The 22,462-nt window shown below is 64.3% G+C and carries 17 protein-coding genes; all 17 read right to left on the bottom strand.

All coding sequences use genetic code 11. From position 1 onward, the window contains the following. Positions 1 to 3: 3 nt before the first annotated feature. The 17 genes from LB551_RS15795 to LB551_RS15715 all read right to left on the bottom strand — a co-directional run bounded on the left by LB551_RS15795 (position 4) and on the right by LB551_RS15715 (position 22,438). Complete coding sequence (locus tag LB551_RS15795; protein ID WP_224659787.1) at positions 4 to 696, bottom strand: DUF2461 domain-containing protein; 693 nt, start codon at positions 694 to 696, stop codon at positions 4 to 6. Beyond that, positions 696 to 2,900 (bottom strand): NAD-dependent DNA ligase LigA, encoded by a 2,205-nt coding sequence (gene ligA / locus LB551_RS15790; RefSeq protein WP_224659786.1) that lies wholly within the window; start codon positions 2,898 to 2,900, stop codon positions 696 to 698. Before ligA ends, LB551_RS15795 begins: the two co-directional genes overlap by 1 nt. A 211-nt stretch (positions 2,901 to 3,111) precedes the next feature. After that, positions 3,112 to 4,785, bottom strand: a complete 1,674-nt coding sequence (recN, locus tag LB551_RS15785; protein ID WP_224659785.1) for a DNA repair protein RecN — start codon at positions 4,783 to 4,785, stop codon at positions 3,112 to 3,114. A gap of 13 nt (positions 4,786 to 4,798) precedes the next feature. Then, positions 4,799 to 5,668, bottom strand: coding sequence for an outer membrane protein assembly factor BamD (locus tag LB551_RS15780; RefSeq protein WP_140553122.1), 870 nt, complete (start codon positions 5,666 to 5,668; stop codon positions 4,799 to 4,801). 262 nt (positions 5,669 to 5,930) lie between these two features. Beyond that, on the bottom strand, positions 5,931 to 6,881 hold the full coding sequence (lpxC, locus tag LB551_RS15775) for a UDP-3-O-acyl-N-acetylglucosamine deacetylase (protein ID WP_224627239.1): 951 nt from the start codon (positions 6,879 to 6,881) through the stop codon (positions 5,931 to 5,933). A gap of 284 nt (positions 6,882 to 7,165) precedes the next feature. Continuing rightward, the gene (ftsZ, locus tag LB551_RS15770) at positions 7,166 to 8,848 is read right to left on the bottom strand and encodes a cell division protein FtsZ (RefSeq protein WP_140553119.1); all 1,683 of its coding nucleotides are present in this window, start codon (positions 8,846 to 8,848) and stop codon (positions 7,166 to 7,168) included. Positions 8,849 to 8,914: 66 nt separating this feature from the next. Further along, positions 8,915 to 10,222: a cell division protein FtsA gene (gene ftsA, locus LB551_RS15765; protein WP_140553117.1), complete on the bottom strand. Its 1,308-nt coding sequence runs from the start codon at positions 10,220 to 10,222 to the stop codon at positions 8,915 to 8,917. Next, positions 10,219 to 11,160: a cell division protein FtsQ/DivIB gene (locus tag LB551_RS15760; protein WP_224659784.1), complete on the bottom strand. Its 942-nt coding sequence runs from the start codon at positions 11,158 to 11,160 to the stop codon at positions 10,219 to 10,221. The genes ftsA and LB551_RS15760 overlap by 4 nt, the downstream gene beginning before the upstream one ends. Further along, on the bottom strand, positions 11,148 to 12,074 hold the full coding sequence (locus LB551_RS15755; RefSeq protein ID WP_224659783.1) for a D-alanine--D-alanine ligase: 927 nt from the start codon (positions 12,072 to 12,074) through the stop codon (positions 11,148 to 11,150). The genes LB551_RS15760 and LB551_RS15755 overlap by 13 nt, the downstream gene beginning before the upstream one ends. A gap of 301 nt (positions 12,075 to 12,375) precedes the next feature. Then, a complete protein-coding gene (gene murB / locus LB551_RS15750; RefSeq protein ID WP_224659782.1) occupies positions 12,376 to 13,341 on the bottom strand; it encodes a UDP-N-acetylmuramate dehydrogenase in 966 nt (321 codons plus the stop codon). Beyond that, positions 13,338 to 14,738: a UDP-N-acetylmuramate--L-alanine ligase gene (murC, locus tag LB551_RS15745; RefSeq protein ID WP_224659781.1), complete on the bottom strand. Its 1,401-nt coding sequence runs from the start codon at positions 14,736 to 14,738 to the stop codon at positions 13,338 to 13,340. The genes murB and murC overlap by 4 nt, the downstream gene beginning before the upstream one ends. Next, positions 14,735 to 15,862 carry an undecaprenyldiphospho-muramoylpentapeptide beta-N-acetylglucosaminyltransferase gene (murG, locus tag LB551_RS15740; protein ID WP_224659780.1) on the bottom strand — a complete coding sequence of 376 codons (1,128 nt, stop codon included), beginning with the start codon at positions 15,860 to 15,862 and terminating at the stop codon, positions 14,735 to 14,737. Before murG ends, murC begins: the two co-directional genes overlap by 4 nt. Before the next feature lies 1 nt (position 15,863). Beyond that, positions 15,864 to 17,015 carry a putative lipid II flippase FtsW gene (gene ftsW / locus LB551_RS15735; protein ID WP_224627231.1) on the bottom strand — a complete coding sequence of 384 codons (1,152 nt, stop codon included), beginning with the start codon at positions 17,013 to 17,015 and terminating at the stop codon, positions 15,864 to 15,866. Further along, positions 17,015 to 18,415 carry a UDP-N-acetylmuramoyl-L-alanine--D-glutamate ligase gene (gene murD, locus LB551_RS15730; RefSeq protein ID WP_224627229.1) on the bottom strand — a complete coding sequence of 467 codons (1,401 nt, stop codon included), beginning with the start codon at positions 18,413 to 18,415 and terminating at the stop codon, positions 17,015 to 17,017. Before murD ends, ftsW begins: the two co-directional genes overlap by 1 nt. A gap of 7 nt (positions 18,416 to 18,422) precedes the next feature. Next, positions 18,423 to 19,505: a phospho-N-acetylmuramoyl-pentapeptide-transferase gene (gene mraY / locus LB551_RS15725; RefSeq protein ID WP_140495211.1), complete on the bottom strand. Its 1,083-nt coding sequence runs from the start codon at positions 19,503 to 19,505 to the stop codon at positions 18,423 to 18,425. A gap of 24 nt (positions 19,506 to 19,529) precedes the next feature. After that, entirely contained in the window at positions 19,530 to 20,987 is a 1,458-nt protein-coding gene (locus LB551_RS15720) for a UDP-N-acetylmuramoylalanyl-D-glutamyl-2,6-diaminopimelate--D-alanyl-D-alanine ligase (protein WP_224659779.1), read from the bottom strand. Beyond that, positions 20,984 to 22,438, bottom strand: coding sequence for a UDP-N-acetylmuramoyl-L-alanyl-D-glutamate--2,6-diaminopimelate ligase (locus tag LB551_RS15715; RefSeq protein WP_224659778.1), 1,455 nt, complete (start codon positions 22,436 to 22,438; stop codon positions 20,984 to 20,986). Before LB551_RS15715 ends, LB551_RS15720 begins: the two co-directional genes overlap by 4 nt. Positions 22,439 to 22,462: the final 24 nt, after the last annotated feature.

Below are 22,462 nucleotides of genomic sequence, written 5' to 3'. Positions count from 1 at the left end.
ATCTTAGCCCTGCGCGATCTTGCCCTCTATCGCCCTGCCCCAGTCGAGCAGCGGCTTGGCGCGCATGGTGAAATCGACCAGCTCGTCGACCAGCGCCGCGGTGTGGATCCCCGCCGGATCGATGACATGCTGCACATAGAAATGGCGGTTGCGGATCGCCTCGGCCAGATCGGAATCGCCGACATGCTCGAAGCCGCGCGGCGTGCGCTTCATGCGGCCTTCCGTCTCGAACTCTAGGCCATTCTTCTTCAAGGCGGCCACCAGGGCGCGGAACCTGTCCGGCTTTGCTGCGATCGCCTTGCGCATGGCGAGCAACAGTTCCGGGGCGGGCTGCCACCAGGCAATGTCGGCGAAGCAGCGTTCCAGCCCGACATGGACATAGAACACGCCCTGCTCCATCTTGGTGCCGTCGGGCGACAGGATCGCCGACAGATGCCGGTTGTAAGGCCGCTTGTCCTTTGCGAAACGCACGTCCCGGTTGATCCGGAACAGTGATTTCTTGCGGTCGCCCTTGAGGCCGAGCCCGGCCTCGCCGAAACGGCGTGTGAGCGTCTCCACCAGATCGCCCAGCGGATCGCGCAATTCCTGTTCGAATAGGTCGCGATTCTCTATGAACCACTCGCGGCTCTGGTGGAAATCAAGCGCCTTCAGAAACGGAATAGCCTTCTGGCCGAACCCCTTGAATTCGCTTGACATCACGCCTTGCCGATCCGCTGCAGCCACGCGTCCTCGTCTATGACCTCGATGCCGAGTTCACTGGCAAGCTTGAGTTTCGAGCCGGCGCCGGGCCCCGCCACCACCAGATCGGTCTTGGCCGAAACCGAGCCCGCCACCTTGGCGCCCAGCCGTTCGGCCATCGCCTTGGCTTCGGAACGCGTCATCTTTTCTAGCGAGCCCGTGAACACGACGGTCTTGCCCGCGACCACGCTGTCGGCCGAGACGGTAACGACATACGGCTTCGGCCTGACCTGCTTGAGCAACGCGTCAAGCACGTCGTCATTGCGCTCATTGCCGAAGAAATCGGCAAGCGCGTTGATCACCGTATCGCCGATGCCGTTGATCGACGGGAAGACACTATGCGGATCGTCAGCCGCCGCGGTCTCCTTGCCTACGCGGATCAGTTCCTCGATTGTCGAAAACGTCCGGGCAAGCACGGCCGCCGTCGTTTCGCCGATATGGCGGATCCCAAGCGCAAAGATGAAGCGGTCGAGCTCCGGTTCGCGGCGCGCATCGATGGCGGCGAACAGCTTGTCCAACCCTTCATAGTTGCGGTCCTCGACGCCGCGCACATTCTTGCGCGTCTTGCCGGACGCCGCCTCGCGCTGCCTCGCCTGCTCCTCGCGCCGCTCGGCCAGCGCCTTGGTGACCGCAGGACGCCGGTCCCTGAGCGTGAAGATGTCGGCGGCCGTCTTGACCAGGCCCGCATTGAAGAACAGGTCGATGTTTTCCGCGCCCAGGCCCTCTATGTCCATGGCCCCGCGCGACACGAAGTGGCGCAGCCCTTCCACGGCTTGCGCGGGGCAGATCAGTTCGCCCGTGCAACGCCTGCGGGAATCCTCCTTGCCGGTCTTCTCGTTGATCTCGCGCGTCGCCGGCGAGCCGCAGATCGGGCAAGTATGTGGGAATTCGTAAGGCACGGCATCGGGAGGGCGCTTGTCGACGACGACGCTGACGATCTGCGGAATGACATCCCCTGCCCGTTGGATCACCACAGTGTCGCCGATGCGCACGTCGATGCCGTCGCGGATCGGCTGGCCGTTGCTGTCGAAACCCTTGATGTAGTCCTCATTGTGCAGCGTGACGTTCTCGACCACGACGCCGCCGACGGTCACCGGTGCAAGCCGCGCGACAGGCGCCAGCGTGCCGGTGCGCCCGACCTGGATGTCGATCTTCTGCACGGTCGTCATCGCCTGTTCGGCCGGAAATTTGTGCGCGATGGCCCAGCGCGGTTCGCCGGTTACGAAGCCCCACCGGCGCTGCAACTCCAGCTGGTCGACCTTATAGACGACACCGTCGATGTCGTAACCCAACGAGGAGCGCTGCTCCTCGATGCGGTGATAATGCGCGATCAGCTCGTCGACCGACTTTGCCCGCACCATCAGCGGGCTGACTTTGAAGCCCCATTCCGCGAATTTCTGCACCGAATCGTATTGTGTCGGAGCGGGATCGGCTGTCGTGTAGCCCCAGGCATAGGCAAAGAATTTGAGGTTGCGGCTGGCGGTGACGGAGGGATCCTTCTGGCGCAGCGAGCCGGCCGCCGTGTTGCGCGGATTGACATAGTCCTGGCCGCCGGCGGCCGCCGAGCGTGCCTTCAGCGCCTCGAATTCGGCATAGGTCATATAGACCTCGCCGCGAATCTCGATGGTTTCGGGCCAGCCCGAGCCTTTCAGCCTGCCGGGTATATCGGCGATGGTCCTGAGATTGGCGGTGATGTCTTCGCCGACAGCGCCATCGCCGCGCGTTGCGCCCTGCACGAACACGCCGTTCTCGTAACGCAGCGACGCCGACAGGCCGTCGATCTTGGGTTCGGCCGTGAAGGCGATGTCGAGATCCTTGTCGCGGTCGAAGAAGCGCCGGCCGCGTTCGATGAAATCGGCGACGTCCTCGTCGGTATAAGCCTTGGCGAGGCTGAGCATGGGCACCGCATGGCGCACCTTGGCAAAGCCCTCCGCCGGCGCGGCACCCACCCTGCGCGATGGCGAATCCTCGCGCACCAGGGCGGGAAAGCGCTGCTCGATGGCAAGGTTGCGCCGGGTCAGCGCATCATAGGCCGCGTCGGTGATAACAGGCGCGTCCTCGGTATGGTAGCGGCGGTCATGCTCCGCGATCTCCTGCGCCAGGCGCTTCAGCTCCGCTTCGGCTTCGCTCTCACTGAGTGAATCGACGGGTCTTTCAGACATCGCACGGCTTCCCTGACCAATGCACGCCGCCCAAAATATGGTGCGATTTTGGGGCAACGACATGCGCAAAACAATAACCAAGGCGCGGCGCGCTTTGGTTGGGCGCCACTATAAATCAGGATTTGGCAGGAGGGAGCCGGCCTGCGAAAAAATCATTCCTGAACAGCAGGATGCAGCCATATCCTGACTCGCCTTCGCGAAAACCGAGCTTTCAGGCAGCCGCCGTGTTCTCCCGCAGCAACCTCTCGGCCGCAGCGCGCGCCTCGTCGGTGATGGTGGCCCCGGCCAGCATGCGAGCGATCTCTTCCTGGCGCGCCGCCCGGTCCATTTCGGCGATGCCGGTCGCGACCTTGTCGGTACTGCCGGATTTGGAGATCAGGAAATGCGTCGCCGCACGCGCCGCCACCTGCGGCGCATGCGTGACAGAGAGCACCTGCACGCGCTTCGACAATCTTGCCAGCCGCTGGCCGATGGCATCCGCCACGGCGCCGCCCACACCCGTGTCGATTTCATCGAAGACCAGCGTCGGCGCCGAGCCCCGGTCGGCCAGCGCCACCTTCAGCGCCAGCAGGAAGCGCGAAAGCTCGCCGCCGGAAGCAACCTTCATCATCGGCCCGGGTCGCGTGCCGGGATTGGTGCGCACCCAGAACTCGATCTGGTCGATGCCCTCTTCCATGCGGCTCTCGGCCTCGCTCTTCATCTCGACGATGAAGGCAGCGCGTTCGAGCTTCAGCGCCGGCAGTTCGGCCATCACCGCCTTGGTCAGGCCGACCGCCGCCGCATGGCGAAGCGAGGACAGCTGCGCGGCGGCGATATCATAGGCCTCGCGCGCGGCGGCCGCCTGCTTTTCCAGCCCGTGCAGGCGCTCCTCGCCGGCGTCGAGATCGGCAAGATCGGCAACCATCGTGTCGCGCAATTGCGCCAAATCATCGACGGCAACGCTGTGCTTGCGCGATGCCGCGCGCAGCGAAAACAACCGCTCTTCCGCCTTTTCCAGCCGCTGCGGATCATATTCCGTGGCGCGCAAGGCCGCCTCGACGCCCGACTGCGCCGCGTCGAGCGACAGCATCGCCTCGTCCAGCGACTTGACCACTTCATCGAGCAGCCCGGGGGCCTCGCCGGCCTTGCGCTGCAACCGCCTGAGCAGGCTGGCCAGTTGCGGCAAGGGCGAGGATGGACCCGAAAGCACGTCCTGCGCGTCGTGGATTTCGGAGGCGATCTTCTCGGCCCGCATCATGTGGGCGCGCAAGTCGGCAAGCTCAGTTTCCTCACCCGGCTGCGGATCGAGCTTGGTCAGCTCGGTGACCGCTGCGCGCAGGTAGTCCGCTTCGCGTGCCGCCGCCGCCACCTTGGCGCGATGGCGCGAGAGCTCCTGCTCGCAGGCGCGCCAATGCCGCCAGGCCTCGCCCGTCGACCGGACGGCGCCGAGATGGCCGCCGAAAGCGTCGAGCACGTCGCGATGGGCGCCGGGATCGACAAGGGCGCGTTCGTCATGCTGGCCGTGGATCTCGACCAGCGCGCGGCCGACGTCGCGCATCAGCGTCACGCTGGACGGCTGGTCGTTGACGAAGACGCGGGTGCGGCCGTCCGCCGTCTGCAAGCGGCGCAGGATGATGTCGCCGTCGTCCTCGATCGCATTCTCGGCAAGCAGCGCGCGCACCGGATGGTTGCGCGGCACGTCGAACACGGCAATCACCTGGCCCTGTGCCGCGCCGTGGCGCACCAGGGAAGCGTCACCGCGAGCCCCAAGTGCCAAGGACAGGGCGTCGAGCAGGATGGATTTTCCGGCGCCGGTCTCGCCCGTCAGCACCGAGAGACCGGGCTGGAAGTCGATATCCAGCTTCTCGATCAGGACGATATCGCGGATCGATAGCCTGGAAAGCATGGTTACGCCTGCATCAGGCGCCGGTGATCAATTTCCCGGCCTTGGATATCCACGACCCGGCATTCTCGCGCGGCGCAAGCCCGTTGCTCTGCAGGAGCTTGTAGGAATCCTTGTACCATGGGCTGTCGGGATAATTGGTGCCGAGAACGGCGGCGGCGGTCTGCGCCTCCGAAGTCAGGCCCATCGCATAATAGCTCTCGGTCAGGCGCGCCAGCGCCTCCTCGACATGGCGGGTGTTGGAATAGTTCTCGACCACATTGCGGAAGCGCTTGACCGCGGCGATGTATTCGCGGCGTTCGAGATAATAGCGGCCGATCTGCATCTCCTTGCCGGCGAGCTGGTCGTTGGCGAAGCGGATCTTTTCCTTGGCGTCATCGACATATTCTGAATCAGGCCAGCGCGTGACGAGATCCTGCATCGTCTGCACGGTCTGGCGCGCTTCCTTCTGATCCTGCGTCACGTCCTTGATCTGGCGGTAGTAGCTAAGGCCGATAATGTACTGCGCATAAGCCGCGTCATCCGTTGACGGATACAGCGTCAGATAACGCTTGGCTGACGAGATCGCTTCGTCGTAGCTGCCCTTGCGATAGTCGGCGAAGGCGCCCATCACCATCGATTTGCGGGCCCACTCCGAATAAGGATGCTGGCGGTCGACCGCGTCGAACTTCTTGCTCGCCTCGTCGAGACGTCCGGCATTCAAATTGGCGAGGCCTTGGTTGTAAAGAACGTCCGCCGGCTCGGTCTGATCGACATAGGTCGACAGGTCGATATCTTTTTCCGAGGACATGCAAGCAGACAGGAAGAGCGATGGAACAACCACCGAAAGCGCCAGGAAAACGGACCGCTGCGGCGCTTTCAATTGACCAACTCGCTTGAAGAACATGATTGGATTGCGCCCTTTCGGCGTTATTTCAGTGCCTGTTGCATATCGTTTCCCCAAAACTGGTCCCCACTCCCAGGCGACATGCACTATCGACGGCAGCAGCCATAAACCATAACCGCCTTGCCCGGCAACGCTATGTCTAGGCAATCGAACATTTTTGTGGCGGCCGGGCCGCCCCGGAGCATCCCTGCGATTTCGCCGGCAAATGATGCATTCATGCAACACCAGCGAGCTGCGATGGTATCCGGAAAGTGGCGGCGACTCAGATCATCCAGGGCGCATAGAGAGGCGCGTTGACGGTGCTCATCTCGGCCGCACGGCCGCGCTCGCGGCGAGTCGTTTCGACGACCTCGAATGCGGTACGGTCCGACAGCACGCGCCGCAAGGCGGCCGCATTCAGCCTATGGCCGCCACGATAGGAGCGGAAGCAGCCGATGAAGCGGGCCCCGGCCAGCGCCAGGTCGCCCATGGCATCCAGCGTCTTGTGTCGTACGAATTCGTTGGGATAGCGCAAGCCGCCCATGTTGATGACGCGGTTGTCGTCACCGATCACCAGCGAATTCTCAAGCGAGGATCCCAGCGCATAGCCCGCCGCCCACAGCCGCTCGACGTCCTTCATGAAGCCGAAGGTGCGGGCGCGCGCGATGTCGCGGCGGAAAATGTCCGCATTGATGTCGGACGCGAACAGCTGCCGGCCGATCGCCGGGCTCTCGAAATCGATCTCGACCTCGAAGCGGGTACCATCATAGGGCCTGAACTCAGCCCAGGAGGCACCGTTCTCGATGCGGACCGGCTTGACGATCCGGATGTAGCGCCGCTTGACCGACAGCGTTTCGATGCCGGCCTGGTCTATGGCCTCGACGAACGCCATGGCGCTGCCGTCGAGGATAGGGACCTCATGGCCGTCGATCTCGATGATGACGTTGTCGATGCCGAGCCCGAACAGCGCCGCCATGATGTGCTCGACCGTGGCGATGTGCTCGCCAGAGGGATCACCGAGCATGGTGCACAGGTCGGTTGCGCCGATCTCGGAAAACAGGGCGCGGAACTCGCGGCCTTGCCCGTTCTCATTGAAAAGCTGGAAAACGATGCCGGTGTCGGCATCCGCTGGTAGAAAGCTGATGGAAACTTCCTTGCCGCTGTGAACGCCGGTGCCCGTAAGCGACGCGCGCGTCTTCACTGTCGTCTGATAGTCGTGCAAGACAATCCCCATAAGCCCGAAATGCCTAGGTCCGCTTCTCCAGCCCGAGGGCGCGGCTCTCTTGTAAAAAAATCGGCAGGCCAGGTCACTTCCCCCGAAATCCCGGCAAACCGACGACGGTAGGCAGCGAAGATAATGTCCCGACAGGGATAGTCCAAATCACGGTTTCTTACCCTTTGTAACCGCAACCGACGTATGGATGACATCTTAAGTGCTTGAATTTGCATTCCTTTAAACGTTAACAGGCAAGCAATTGCTTGCTTGCCTGTTAACAATTGTTACAGCCCGTTAACCGCTCAGTTGGCCTGGCGGCGCAGGAACGCCGGAATCTCCAGCTGGTCGTCGTCCTGAGTCGCCCTGGCCTGCGGCGTCAAGCGGCCCTGGTCGTCGAGCTGGCCGCGACGCGGCGCGTAGAGCTGCGCGTCCTGGCTTGCCAGACGGCGCACTTCCGGCGCGGCCTGACGCAGCTTGGGCTCGCGCGGCTGCGCCGGTTGCAGGCGTGCCGGCTCTTCCTCACGGCGCGTCAGGCCATTGGTCAGACGCTTCAGGAGCCCCATTGGTCCGCTGTTCTCATGGTCGGCGGGTCGGCTCTTGGCGTCGACCTCGGCTTTCACGACAGGCGGAAAGTCCTCGACGCGCGGCATGCGCTGGGGGGCCATCGCGACCGGCTGCTGGACTTCACGCAGGATCTCGCGCGGCTGGGGCGCCGGCTGCATCTGCTGGACCACGGGCTGCACGATCGGCTGGGGCTGCGCCGGCGGAGCCTGGAAGATCTTGCTCTGCGGACGGAAATCATCCGCATGGGCAACCGGTGCCGGACGGGCTTGCGCCATCGCCGCGGCGTTTGCTTCGGCCATCTGGATCGCTTCCGCGACAGGATCGGCGGTGCGCGGCTCGTACGCGGCCTGCTGGACCGGCGCGGGGCGGCTTTCCACCGCGGCAACGGCCGGGCGGGCGGCCGGCTTCTGCGGCGCGGTGCGGATCGAGATCGGCGCGGCAGCGATTTCGGCCGCCGACTTGTCGATGCCGGTGGCGACAACCGAGACGCGGATGACGCCTTCGAGCTCCTCGTCGAAAGTGGCGCCCAGGATGATGTTGGCGTCCTGGTCGACTTCCTCGCGGATGCGGGTCGCCGCTTCGTCGACTTCGAACAGCGTCAGGTCGCGGCCGCCAGTGATCGAGATCAGCAGGCCCTTGGCGCCCTTCATCGAGGTCTCGTCGAGCAGCGGGTTGGCGATCGCGGCTTCCGCGGCCGCCATCGCGCGGCCCTCGCCCGATGCCTCGCCGGTGCCCATCATCGCCTTGCCCATCTCGCGCATCACCGAACGAACGTCCGCGAAGTCGAGATTGATCAGGCCTTCCTTGACCATCAGGTCGGTGATGCAGGCTACACCCGAATAGAGCACCTGGTCGGCCATGGCGAACGCGTCGGCGAAGGTGGTCTTGTCATTGGCCAGCCGGAACAGGTTCTGGTTGGGGATGACGATCAGCGTGTCGACGCATTTCTGCAGCTCCTCGATGCCGAAATCCGCCGTTTTCATGCGGCGCTGGCCTTCGAAATGGAACGGCTTGGTGACGACGCCGACAGTGAGGATGCCTTTCTCGCGGGCGGCGCGCGCCACGACCGGCGCCGCTCCCGTGCCCGTACCGCCGCCCATGCCCGCGGTGACGAAGCACATATGGGTGTTGGACAGGTGATCGATGATCTCGTCGATGCATTCTTCCGCCGCCGCGCGGCCGACTTCCGGCTGCGATCCGGCGCCGAGCCCCTCGGTGACATGCGCGCCGAGCTGGATCAGCCGGTCGGCTTTCGACATGGTCAGCGCCTGCGCGTCGGTGTTGGCGACAACGAACTCGACGCCGCGCAGACCGGCGGTGATCATGTTGTTGACGGCGTTGCCGCCGCCGCCGCCGACGCCGAACACGGTGATGCGTGGCTTAAGCTCGGTGATGTCCGGCTTTTGCAGATTGATGGTCATTGTCTCCGTCCTTTGCCTTTCCTGCCGCTTCGCCGCCGCGGCCACTTATGGGGCTGTCCCCGTCAATTAGAAACTGTCTCTCAACCACTGACTCATGCGATGCAGTTTTCCGCCCGTTCCGGTCATCCTGAGACCGGAAATTCCTTTCGCCGGATGGCTCTCGAAGCTCGCCATCTGCGGGTAGATCAACAAGCCGACGGCCGCCGAGAAGGCCGGCCCCTTCGCCGCTTCGGGCAGGCCCGCCACGCCAAGCGGGCGGCCGATGCGCACATTGCGTCCCAGGATGCGGCGCGCCGCTTCCGGCAGGCCGGCAAGCTGGCTGGCGCCGCCGGTCAGCACCACACGCTTGCCCACCGCATTGCCGTAGCCGGACTTGTTCAGCCGGTCGCGCAAAAGCTCGAGCGTCTCGTCGATGCGGGCGCGCACGATGCGCGTCATGACGGAGCGCGGAATCTGGAGCGGCACTTCGCCCTCGTCGCCGATCGGCTGGATCGAGACCAGGTCGCGGTCATCGGCGCTGCCGGGCAACGCCGAACCGTGCATCACTTTGAGCCGCTCGGCGGCATCGAGCGAGGTCGACAGTCCCTTGGCCATGTCCAGCGTGACGTGGTTGCCGCCGATGGCGATGGCGTCGCCATGGACGAACTTGCCTTCCGAAAACACCGAGATCGTCGTCGTGCCGCCGCCCATATCGATGCAGGCGGCGCCCAGTTCCAGTTCGTCGTCGACCAATGCCGCCAGCCCGCTGGCATAGGGCGTCGCCACCATGCGCTCGACCGAAAGATGCGAGCGGTTGATGGAGAGCTCCAGATTGCGCATCGGAGCGGCGTCGCCGGTCAGCACATGCATGTCGACGCCAAGCGTGTCGCCGACCATGCCGCGCGGATCGCGCACGCCGCGCTCAGCGTCGAGCGAGAAGCCGACGGGGAGCGAATGGACCACCTCGCGCTCGGTCTTCAGCGCCTGCTTGGCGCCGGCACCGAGCACCCGCTTGATGTCGGCCTCGTCGGCCTCATGGCCGCCGAGGTTTATGGTAGCCGAGAAGGCTTCGCTCTTCAGCCGGCCGGCAGTCATGTTCACGATCAGCGAATCGACCGTCAGCCCCGCCATGCGCTCGGCGGCGTCGACGGAGAGGCGAATGGCATGTTCGGCACGATCGAGATCGATGACGACGCCCGATTTGACGCCCTGCGACTTCTGGTGTCCGATGCCGATCACCTGGATGCGGTGCGAGCGTCCGCGCAGCAGCTTGCCGTCATCGCATGGCTTCAGCTTCGCCACCATGCAACAGACCTTGTTCGAACCGACATCCAGCACCGTCAAGGTGCCGGAGCGGCGCGACGAGGCATCGCCTGAACCGCCAAGCCAGCTCATATCTTCGTCTCCGGCTTGCGCTTCAGCGCCTTTGGTTTTTCGTTGAGCGCGGCTTCGCGCTGGGTCGCCGCCTCCGGCGTCAGTTGCACGACCAGCCGGTCGGACAGCCGCATGTCGACGGCGGCGATGTCGCGCGACAACAGCCCCTTGTCATGATCCATGCCGACGAGCTCGGCGAGTGCCTGATCCTCGCCATCCTCGGGGAGCTTGACGGTGATGCCATTGTCCAGCTTCAGGTCCCAGCGCCGATCGCCAACACGGACATAGCCCCTGATGCGGGTCGCGAGATCCGGGTATTTTTCGATCTTCGCCAGGAATTCCGGTGCCTTGGCCGGCGCGCCGGCTCCGATCAGCAATGGCAGCAGCACCTGCTTGCCACCCGAGAACGGCGCGATAACGGCACCGTCTTTTTCGATGACGGAGAGAGCGCTGCCCTGCTGCCAAAGCGCGAACGCCTGACGCTCCTCGACGCGCACCTCCAATGTGTGCGGATAGACCTTGCGCACCGCGGCGACCTCGATCCAGGGCAAAGTGGCGATGCGTTCCCGCGCCGCCTCGGCATCGAAGCCGATCAGCGACGTCCAGCCATCGAGTTCGAGCCTGTCGAGTATATCGATCTCCGACGTCTGGCGATTGCCGACAACCTTGACCTGGTCGACGGCGAAGCCGGTGCGGGCGGTGATGCTCTGGACGATGCCGTCGGCGTGACCGCCGAGATAGGCGCCATAGGCGCCGCTCGAAAAAATGAGCACGGCCGACATGAGCGCGGCGGAGAAGCGCGGCGCCTGGAACTCGCCTTCGCCCAGGCGCGCCAGGATGCGCACCGGGCGGCGAAGCACGCGCGGCAGCACGAAATGGCCTGATGACAATGGCAGGCTGAACAGCGCCGGCCCGGCCGCGCCCTTCCCCTTGCCCTGCCCCCACTTCAACGCAGACACGAAGCGTCCTCCACCATCCAACTCAACAGATCGCCGAACGAATGCCCTGCCTGGGCGGCGATTTCAGGCACCAGAGACGTCGGCGTCATGCCCGGCTGGGTATTGACCTCGAGCCATACAACCTCGCCATTTTCGGAGTGACGATCGTCATAACGGAAGTCCGACCGGGAAACGCCCCGACAGCCGACAGCTTGGTGAGCCTTGAGCGCCAGTGTCTGTACTTTTTGGTAAATATTCGGTGAAACTTTTGCGGGGCATTCGTGTTTTGATCCCCCCGCGACATATTTTGAATCGTAGTCATAGAACGAATGGCCCGTCGGGATAATCTCGCAGACGCCAAGCGCCACGTCGCCCATGACGGCACAGGTCAGCTCGCGCCCATGGATGTAGCGCTCGACCATGACGGTATCGCCATATTTCCACTCGGACGAGCCGATGACCTGCGGCGGATGCGACTGCCCCTCATGCACGATCACGACGCCGAAGCTCGACCCCTCATTGACCGGCTTCACCACATAAGGCGGCTTCATCGGATGGCTGTTCTGAATGGCGAAGCGATTGGCGATCTTCGATTCGGCGACGGGGACGCCGGCCAATTTCACGACTTTCTTCGACTGCTCCTTGTTCATCGCAAGCGCCGAGGCGAGCACGCCGGAATGGGTGTAGGGAATGCCGAGATATTCGAGAATGCCCTGAATGGTGCCATCCTCGCCAAAAGGACCATGCAGCGCATTGAAGGCGACATCAGGCCTGAGATCGGCAAGCACGGAGCCGACGTCGCGCCCGACATCGACGCGCGTGACTTGATAGCCTTCCGTCTCAAGCGCATCGGCGCAGGCCTTTCCCGAAGACAGGGACACGGGCCGCTCGGACGAGAAACCACCCAGCAGGACGGCCACATGCTTGTTTTTCATTCCCCGTCATCCCCTCTCACGGCGGATCAAAAACCAAGATTTCCGCAACATTGAGTCCGAGTCTCCCGGCAGGTTGCCCCCCAGACGGAAAACGCGGGAAACGCGTCGAACGACTCAAATCAGGAAACGCTTTGGAGCAGAGAATCAGAGAGTTGATTCACTGGCAAGTGCTTATGATTCCGAGAGATTCACTTTCTGAGAAAATGGATGCGAAAACCGTGCTGTTGAGTCTTTGGAGCAACGGTCGCGCGGTCGTTCCGGACCGGTTGAAGTTCATGCGTCACATGAACTTCAACCGCGGCTAGAGCAGCTGTCCAAGAAACTCCTGCACGGCGTGTCCGGGGCGGAAGTCCCCGATGCGCTTGATCTCCCACTGCAGTCGGATGCCGGAATGTTCGAGCACCCGGGCGCGCACCGTTTCGCCGAGATATTCGAGTTCGTAGCCGGTCGCCGTCCCCGTGTTGATCATGAAATTGCAGTGCATGGGCGACATCTGCGCGCCGCCGATCAGCAGGCCGCGGCACCCTGCCTTGTCGATCTCTTTCCAGGCTGAGGTGCCTTCAGGATTCTTGAATGTCGAGCCACCGGTCTTCTCCCGGATCGGCTGCACCGTCTCGCGATGGTTCTGCACCGCGTCCATCGCGGCCTTGATCACGGCCTTGTCTTCGGCAAATCCCTCGAAAATCGCCGAGGTGAAGATCAGCCCGGACGGTGCCGACGAATGCCGGTAGGCATAGCCCATATCGGCATTGCTCAGCGTCTGGACGTTGCCCTTGCGGTCGAGCGCACGCACCTCGACGACGCGCTCGCGCGTCTCGACGCCATTGGCGCCGGCGTTCATCCTCAGCGCCCCGCCGATGGCGCCCGGTATGCCGTGGTAGAAATGGAAGCCGCCGATGCCGGCTTCCAGCGCCGCCGCCGCGATGCGCTTGTCGGGCGTGGCCGCGCCAGCCTTGATCGATGTCGGCGAAACAATTTCGGTTTCACCGAACCCCTTGGCCGACAGCCTTATGACGAAGCCTGGAATACCGCCATCGCGCACAAGCAAGTTCGAGCCGACGCCGACTATGGTGAGCGGTATCTCTTCGGGAACCGCTTTCAGGAAAGCAGCGAGATCCGCCTCGTCCGCTGGCTGAAAGAGCGCCTCGGCCAGTCCTCCGGCGCGGAACCAGGTGATCTTGTCCATCTCGGCATTCGGCGTGATGCGGCCGCGCAGGCCGGCAAGCCGGCCGCCAAGTCTGTCGATCAGCGCCTGGCCCTGCATCATGACACGGCCAGTTCCTTGGGCAGCGCATAGGCCCATTGCGTGATGTTGCCGGCGCCGAGGAAGACGACGAAGTCGCCAGGCCTGGCCAGATCACGGATAACAGGCGCTATTGCCTCCGGACCCTCGATGTAGCGCGCGTCGCGATGGCCGCCGGCGCGGATGCGCGACACCAGCGCGTCCGAAGTCACGCCCTCGATCGGCTCTTCGCCGGCGGCGTAGACCGGCGCCACCATCACCGTGTCGGCGTCGTTGAAGCAGGCGGAGAATTCGTTGAACAGATCATGCAGCCGGGTAAAGCGGTGCGGCTGGGCAATGGCGATGACGCGGCCCTTGGTGGCGCTGCGCGCGGCTTTCAGCACCGCCGCGATCTCGACCGGATGGTGGCCGTAATCGTCGAACACTTCGACGCCATTCCAGGAGCCGGTGTGGGTGAAGCGGCGCTTGACGCCGGCGAAGGACGACAGGCCTTTCTTGATCGCCTCGGCCGACAGGCCGAGCTCATGCGCCACCGCGATTGCCGCCGTCGCGTTGGAAACGTTGTGGCGGCCGGGCATCGGCAGGCGCAGATCCGATATCGTCGTCTGGCCGCGCCCCTTGCGGTCGCGGATCACCACGTCGAATTCCGAGGTCGCGCCGGCCATGCGGTGGTTGGCGAAGCGCACGTCGGCCTGCGCGTTCTCGCCATAGGTGATGACGCGGCGGTCCTCGATGCGGCCGACCAGCGCCTGCACCTCCGGGTGGTCGGTGCACATGACGCCAAAGCCGTAGAACGGCACGTTCTCGACGAACTGGCGGAAGGCTTCGCGCACCTTGTCGAAACTGCCGTAGTGATCGAGATGTTCGGGATCGATATTGGTGACGACGGCGATATCGGCCGGCAGCTTGAGGAAGGTCCCGTCGCTCTCGTCGGCTTCGACCACCATCCACTCGCCGTCCCCCATGCGCGCATTGGTGCCATAGGCGTTGATGATGCCGCCATTGATGACGGTCGGATCGAGCCCGCCGGCTTCGAGCAGCGTCGCCACCATCGAGGTCGTCGTCGTCTTGCCGTGCGTGCCGCCGATCGCCACTGCCTGGCGGAAGCGCATCAGTTCGGCCAGCATTTCGGCGCGGCGCACGATCGGCAGCAATCTCTCCCTCGCCGCCTTCAGTTCGGGGTTGGATTTCTTGATAGCCGTCGAGACGACCACCACTTCGGCATCGCCGAGGTTTTCTTCCTTGTGGCCGACAAAGCACTCGATCCCCTTGTCGCGCAGCCGCTGCACATTGGCGCTGTCGGCCTGATCGGACCCCTGCACCTTGTAGCCGAGATTGTGCAGCACTTCGGCGATGCCGCTCATGCCGATGCCGCCAATGCCGATGAAATGCACGAGGCCTATGGTCTGCGGCATCTTCATGCGGGCGTTCCCTTCCTGAAATCCGAAACGGTTTTGCGGGACGCAATAGCCTCTGTGAGATCGGCGAGCAACCGCGCGGCGTCCGGTTTGCCGACCGACTTCGCCGCGGCAGCCATTGCCGTGAGCCGTTCGGGATCGTCCATCAGGGCGCCGATCAACGCCGCGATGCGCTCGGGCGAAAGCGAGGATTGCGGCTCCACCTCGCCACCGCCGGCGGCCGCAAGAGCGGCTGCGTTCGCGGCCTGGTCGTGATCTAGCGCATAGGGATAAGGCACCAGCAGCGCCGGTCGGCCGATGACGGCGATTTCCGACACGGTCGAGGCACCGGAGCGCGACATCACCAACTGTGCGGCCGCTATGCGCGCCGCCATGTCGCTGAAGAAGGGCGAGACCTCGACACCGACGCCGAGCGCTGCATAGGCCGCCTTCACCCGCCCGACATCATCGGCCCGCGCCTGCTGCGTGATCACCAGCCGCTTGCGGAGTGCCTCGGGGAGCAAAGCGACGGCCGCCGGGACCGCATCGGAGAAGAACTGCGCGCCTTGGCTGCCGCCGAATACCAGCAGGCGGAAGGGATCATCCCCGGCCGAGGCAACGTAGGCGGTCTTTGCGGCTTCGAGCACCTGTGGGCGAACCGGATTGCCTGTCGTCACCGTTTTGGCGCCGACCGGGCTGTCGTCCTGCGGCAGGAAGCCGCCGGCAATCGCATCGACGCGGCTGGCCAGCGCCCGGTTGGCGCGTCCCATCACAGCGTTCTGCTCGTGGATCAGCGTCGGCACCTTGCGCCGCGTCGCGGCGTAGAGCGGCGGCAAGGTCGGGTAGCCGCCAAAGCCGACCACGGCATCGGGCTTGATCCTGCCGATGACGGCGGATGCCTGGCGCACGCCGCGCCAGATTTTCCAGAAGGCGCCAAGCAGGGCGACAGGATTTTTCGAACCTAGCGTCGCGGACCGGATCGGATGGACGGCGGCAGCCGGGAAGTGGCCGGCAAAGCGCTCGGCGCGGTCGTCGGTCGCCAGATGCACCGTCCAGCCACGCGCGTTCAACTCATGCGCCAGCGCTTCCGCCGGAAACAGATGTCCGCCGGTTCCGCCCGCCGCGAGAAGGATGACGCCTCTGGCCATGTCACTCCGCCGGCATGGCGCGCTGCGGCAAGGTAAAGCCAACCTGCTTGCGCTTTTCCGGCCGTTTGCGCGTCAGCGCCAGCACCATTCCCATCGAGATGGCGATGGCAATCTGCGAAGAGCCGCCATAGGAGATGAACGGCAGCGTCATGCCCTTGGCCGGCACGAGTTGCAGGTTGACGCACATGTTGATGACTGCCTGCAGGCCGAACACGGTGACGAGGCCGCCGACCGCATAGCGGGTGAAATCGTCATGCTCCTTCAGCGCCGTGTTGAGGCCGCGCAGCACGATGAAGGCGAAGATGGACATGATGAAGAAACACATGATCAGTCCGAATTCCTCGCCCGCGACCGAAAAGACGAAATCGGCATGGCTGTCGGGGATGACCCGTTTGACGGTGCCCTCGCCCGGCCCGACGCCGAACCAGCCGCCATTGATCAACGCGTCGCGACCCATATCGACCTGGAACGTGTCGCCTTCGCCGGTGAGGAACTTGTCGATACGCAGAGCGACGTGCGGAAACACCGTATAGGCGGCAAAGACGCCGCCGACGCCGGCGGCACCCAGCACGACGATCCATAGCCATGGCAGCCCCGCCATAAAGAACATGATGCCCCAGGTGCCGGTCGTCAGCATGGTCTGGCCGAGGTCCGGCTGCGCCACCAGCAGCGATACGACCAGCACCAAGAGCAGCATGGCAAAGAGATTGCCCGGAATGTCGGGCTGGCGCTTGTGTTCGGCGAACAGCCAGGCGCACATGATGACGAAGGCGGGTTTCAAAAACTCCGAGGGCTGGATCGACAGGCCGGCAAGCGACACCCAGCGCCGCGCGCCTTTCACCTCGACGCCGATGTAGAGCACCGCCACCATCAGCACCAGCATCAGGCATAGCATGATCAGCGCCATGCGCCGGATCTCTCTGGAATCGAGAAAGGACACCGCCAGCATCACGCCGAGCGCCGGTACGGTGAAGATGATCTGCCTGGTAGCGAAGTGAAAACTGTCGAGGCCGATGCGTTCGGCGACCGCGGGACTTGCGGCGAAGGACAAGACTATGCCCAGCCCCATCAGCGACAGGAACGCCGCCAGGAACCAGCGATCGATGGTCCACCACCAGGTCGCAACCGGGCTTTTGTCGAGACGGCTCTGCATTATCGTGCCCCTCCGATGGGTTTGACGCCCTCGATAGCATTCGCAGCTTGCCTGAAGGCTTCGCCGCGGACCTCGAAATTCTTGAACTGGTCGAAACTGGCGCAGGCTGGCGACAACAGCACCACCGCCTCGCCGCCATCGTCCTGGGCCGCATCGTGCGCCGCATGCGCGACCGCCGCGGCAAGCGTGCCCGATATCTCATACGGCACCGCCTCGCCCAGCGTCGCCGAAAAGGCCGGCGCTGCCTCGCCGATCAGATAGGCCTTGGCGATACGCGGGAAGAAGCCGCGCAGCGGCTCGATGCCGCCTTCCTTGGGCAGGCCGCCGGCGATCCAGTAGATGCGGCTGAAGCTCGACAGCGCGGGGGCCGCCGCATCGGCGTTGGTCGCCTTGGAATCGTTGACGAACAGCACGTGACCCTTGCGGCCGACCTGCTCCATGCGATGCGCCAGTCCCGGAAAGCTTTCCAGCCCGGACTGTATCTCGCCGAGGTCGAGCCCGACCTTGAGGCAGGCGGCGACCGCGGCAAGCGCGTTTTGCGCATTGTGCTGCCCACGCAGTGAGCCGATGCCTTCGAGGAAGGCGACCCGACTGTAGCGGCCATGCACGGCTTCCATCAGATCGGTGCCGTCGGCGAAATAGCCGTCGGTCAGCGGCAGCCGCTTGGAAATGCGGATGACGTGCCGCCCAGCCCGCTCCAGCCGTTCGGCGATCTGCGCGCACCAGGAATCGTCGATGCCGATGATCGCGGTCTCGCTGCCGGCAACCAGCCGCTCCTTGATCGAAGCGTAATGCTGCATGGTGCCGTGACGGTCGAGGTGGTCCGGCGTCAAATTGAGCAGGATGCCGGCGGTCGGGTCGATCGAGGGCGCGAGGTCGATCTGGTAGGACGAGCATTCGACGACATAGTGACGGTCGGGTTGCGGCGGATCGAGCGTCATCACGGCGCGGCCGATATTGCCGCCCATCTGCGTATCGCGCCCGGAAGCCTTGAGGATATGGGCCGTGAGCGCGGTCGTCGTCGACTTGCCATTGGTGCCGGTGATGGCGATGAACGGCGCCGTCGGCGCGCCCAGCATTCGCTCGCGGCAGAAAAGCTCGACGTCGCCGATGATCTCGACACCCGAACCGCGCGCCAGTTCGACCGTCCAGTGCGGTTTGGGATGCGTCAAGGGCACGCCGGGCGACAGCACGAAAGCGGAAAATCGAGCCCAGTCGGCTGCGCGCAGGTCGCCGGTTGAAATCCCGTCGGCCGCCGCCTTGGCGACACTGTCGGGATTGTCGTCCCAGGCCAGCACCTCGGCCCCGCCCTCGATCAGCGCGCGCGCGGTCGCGATCCCCGAGCCGCCGAGCCCGAAGAGCGAAACACGCTTGCCTGCGAAAGATGCGGCGGGAATCACGGGAGGCCTATCTGAGCTTGAGGGTGGAAAGGCCAACCAGCGCCAGGATGACGGCGATGATCCAGAAGCGGATCACCACCTGGCTTTCGGTCCAGCCGAGTTTTTCGAAGTGATGGTGGATCGGCGCCATCAGGAACACACGCTTGCCGGTCATCTTGAAGTAGCCGACCTGGATGATGACGGACAGGATCTCGACCACGAACAGCCCGCCGACGATGACCAGCACGATCTCGTGCTTGGTGGCGACCGCAACGGTGCCGATCAGCCCGCCCATGGCCAGCGAACCGGTGTCGCCCATGAAGATCGCTGCCGGCGGCGCGTTGAACCAGAGAAAGCCGAGGCCGGCGCCGATGACCGCGCCAAGCACCACGGCCAGTTCGCCGGTACCGGGCACGAAATGGATCTGCAGATATTCGGCGAACACGGCATTGCCGGAGAGATAGGCAATGACGCCGAAGGACGCCGCCGCGATCATGATCGGCACGATCGCCAGGCCATCCAGGCCGTCGGTGAGGTTCACCGCATTGCCCGCTCCCACGATGACGAAGCAGGAGAACGGAACGAAGAACCAGCCGAGATTGATCAGGAATTCCTTGGCGAAGGGGAATGTCAGCGACGAAGAGAACGGCGCCTGGCCGTTATGCATGATCGCCCAGGCGGCGATGCCGGCGATGACGAATTCGAGTGCCAGCCGCGCCTTGCCGGAAAAGCCGAGATGCGACTGTTTCGTCACCTTCAGATAATCGTCGTAGAAGCCGATCGAGCCGAAGCCCAGCGTCACCAGCAGCACCACCCAGACATAGATGCTCGACAGATTGGCCCACAAAAGCGATGAGCCGATGATGCCGGACAGGATCATCAGTCCGCCCATGGTCGGCGTGCCGGCCTTCTTGAAATGCGTCTGCGGCCCGTCGGCGCGGATCGGTTGGCCCTTGCCCTGGCGCAGCCTGAGCGAATTGATGATGGTCGGCCCGAAGATGAAGACGATCAGCGCCGAGGTGATCAGCGCCCCGCCGGTGCGGAAGGTGATGTAGCGGAAGACATTGAAGACCGAGATCTTGTCCGCGAAATCGACGAGCAGTGTGAACATGCGCTTTTCGTCCCCGACTTGACCTTAGGTCTGTTTGCCGATTGTCGTTTCAGCCGGGAACTTGCCCAGCAACGCATCGACCAGCTTTGCAAAGCCGATGCCCTTCGACGATTTGATCATCACCACGTCGCCTGGCTTCAGTGCGGCAAACAGCACCGGCTTCAATTCCTCGACGTTGGCGCGGTATTCCGTCCTGATCTCGCCCGGCAGAGCTTCCGCCAGCGCCCGCATCTCCGGACCGCCGAGAAAAACGGTCTGCGTGCCGGTGCCGACGATGAGACCGGCAAGTGCAGCATGCAGCTTGGCCGAATGCTCGCCGAGCTCCAGCATATCGCCGAGCACAGCGATGCGGCGACCTTCGCCCGTCACCGGCGTCGCATTGAGCAGCGCCATGGCGGCCGCCATCGAGGCCGGGTTGGCGTTGTAGCTTTCGTCGATCAGCGTGATCGGTCCACCGGGATGACTCGAAGTCGAGCCACCGGGATGGCGCAGCACATGGCGTTTGCCGCGGCCGCGCTCGGCCGAGAGATCGGCCAGCGCCAGGGCAACTTTGTCGAGATCGGCGCCGACCAGACGGGCCGCGCCGAGGACCGCCAGAATGTTCTGCACCATGTGGCGGCCGGGCGCGCCGATGCGAGCCGTCACCTCGTGACCGCCGATCCTGGCGGCAATGTCGGAATGATCGGCATGGATCTCGCATTTGACCAGTCTGAAGGTTGAGCGCGCGTTCTCGCCGAACCCATAGACATGCTCGACGCCGGCGGCGTGCGCCATCTTGTCGAGAAGCTTGAAACGCGCGTCGTCGCGGTTGAGGATCGCCGCGCCGCCGGGTTCCAGCCCTTCGAAAATCTCGGCCTTCGCCTTGGCGATCTCGTCCAGATTGCGGAAGAAGCCGAGATGTGCCGCCGCGATCATGGTGACGATGGCGACATGCGGCCTTACCATCTTGACCAGCGGCCTGATCTCGTCGGGATGGTTCATGCCGATCTCGAACACGGCATAGTCGCAATCGGCCGGCATGCGCGCCAAGGTGAGCGGCACGCCCCAATGGTTGTTGAACGACTGCGCCGAGGCATGCACCTTGCCGACCGCCGACAGCACGTGGCGCAGCGCTTCCTTGGTGGTCGTCTTGCCCGCCGAACCGGTCACCGCGATGGTCTTGGCATGGGAACGGTCGCGCGATGCGACACCGAGCTTTTCCAGCGCCACCAGCACGTCCTCGACGACGATCATCGGTGCCGTCAGCCGGCCAAGCGACGGCAGCTTGCCTTCGGCCACGACCAGCACGCCGGCTCCGGCTTTGATGGCGGCGGTCGCGAAATCATGGCCGTCCATCGCCTCGCCCTTGATGGCGAAGAAGGCGTCGCCCGGCTGAAGGCTGCGGCTGTCGATCGAAATGCCCGATATGCCGTCCGGCATCGGCCCGATCGGTCGTCCGTCCATCGCGGCGACCAGCGCCTCGGATGTCCACAGCAAATTCATGCGGCACGCTCCAGCAGCGCGGCACGGACTTCCTCGTGGTCGGAGAAATGCAGGGTCTCGGTGCCGATCGTCTGGCCTTCCTCATGGCCCTTGCCGGCCACGATCAGCGTGTCCCCGGCATGCAACATGGCGACGGCCTCGTGGATCGCCGCGCGCCGGTCACCGATCTCGATCGCGCCGGGAGCGGCGGCAAGAATCGCGGCCCGGATCGTCTCCGGCACTTCCGAGCGCGGATTGTCGTCGGTGACGATGACGACGTCGGCGAGCCGCGTCGCGATCTCGCCCATGATCGGCCGTTTGCCGCGATCACGGTCGCCGCCGCAGCCGAACACGACGATGATCCGGCCGGTGGTGAACGGGCGTACCGAGGCAAGCACGTTTTCCAGCGCGTCAGGCTTATGCGCATAATCGACATAGACCGGCGCACCATTTGCAGTGGTCCCGACAAGGTCGAGTCGGCCCGGCGCGCCCTTGAGTTTCTCCAATGCCTTCAAGGCCTTGGCGACTGGCGTTCCCGTGGAGATGGCAAGACCGGCCGAAACCAGCGCGTTGGCTATCTGGAAATCGCCGGCCAGCGGCAGGTCGATCTCGTAGAGCATCCCGTCGGCCTCGACCTCGGCACGCTGGCGGTGGCGCTCATGCTCGACCCGCTTCAGCGTCAGGAAATCGCCATGGCGGCCGACCGTCAGCACGTCGAGCCTTGCGGCCTTCGCCGCCTGGATGGTTGGCGCCGACCACGGATCGTCGGCGAAGATCACGGCCGGCGCGCCCTTCGGCAGCAGCGCGTCGAACAGACGCAGCTTGGCTCGGTGATAGTCCTCGACCGTTGGATGGTAGTCCATGTGGTCGCGGCCGAGATTGGTGAAGCCGCCGGCGGCCAGCCTGACACCGTCGAGACGGCGCTGGTCGAGACCATGGCTGGAGGCCTCCATGGAGGCATGGGTGACGCCGGCGTCCGCCAGTTCACGCAACAGCTGATGCAAGGCGACCGGATCTGGCGTCGTCAGCGAGCCATAATCGTTGCGGCCCGGCGCCACCACGCCGGTGGTGCCGATCGAGGCCGCCGCAAAGCCGGCCTGCTCCCAGATCTGCCTGACGAAAGCGGCGACCGAGGTCTTGCCGCTGGTGCCGGTGACCGCCACCATCGTCTGCGGCTGTTTGCCGAAATAACGGGCCGCGCTCAGGGCCAGCGCCAGGCGCGGGTCATCGACGGCCAACACGGGAACCGGCAGTCCGCCAAGGGCGTTGTCCTTGCCCGCGACGATCGCGGCAGCCCCTCGTGCGGCGGCATCCGCGGCATAGGCGGTGCCATCCGCCTTGCTTCCAGCGAGCGCGAAAAAGACGACACCGGGTTTTACCTGGCGGGAATCCGACGAGATGCCGGTAACCTCCAGATCGGCGGAAGCTGTTCCTTCGACTGGCAGGATACCGGTTAGATTTTTGAGCTTCATCGAGTTCCGTTCACCGCAACAAAA

The sequence above is a fragment of the Mesorhizobium sp. BR1-1-2 genome (assembly GCF_020165435.1).
Classification (GTDB): Bacteria; Pseudomonadota; Alphaproteobacteria; order Rhizobiales; family Rhizobiaceae; genus Mesorhizobium.
Note: the sequence above shows the minus strand (reverse complement) of the source record. Positions and strands in the feature narration are given on the sequence as shown.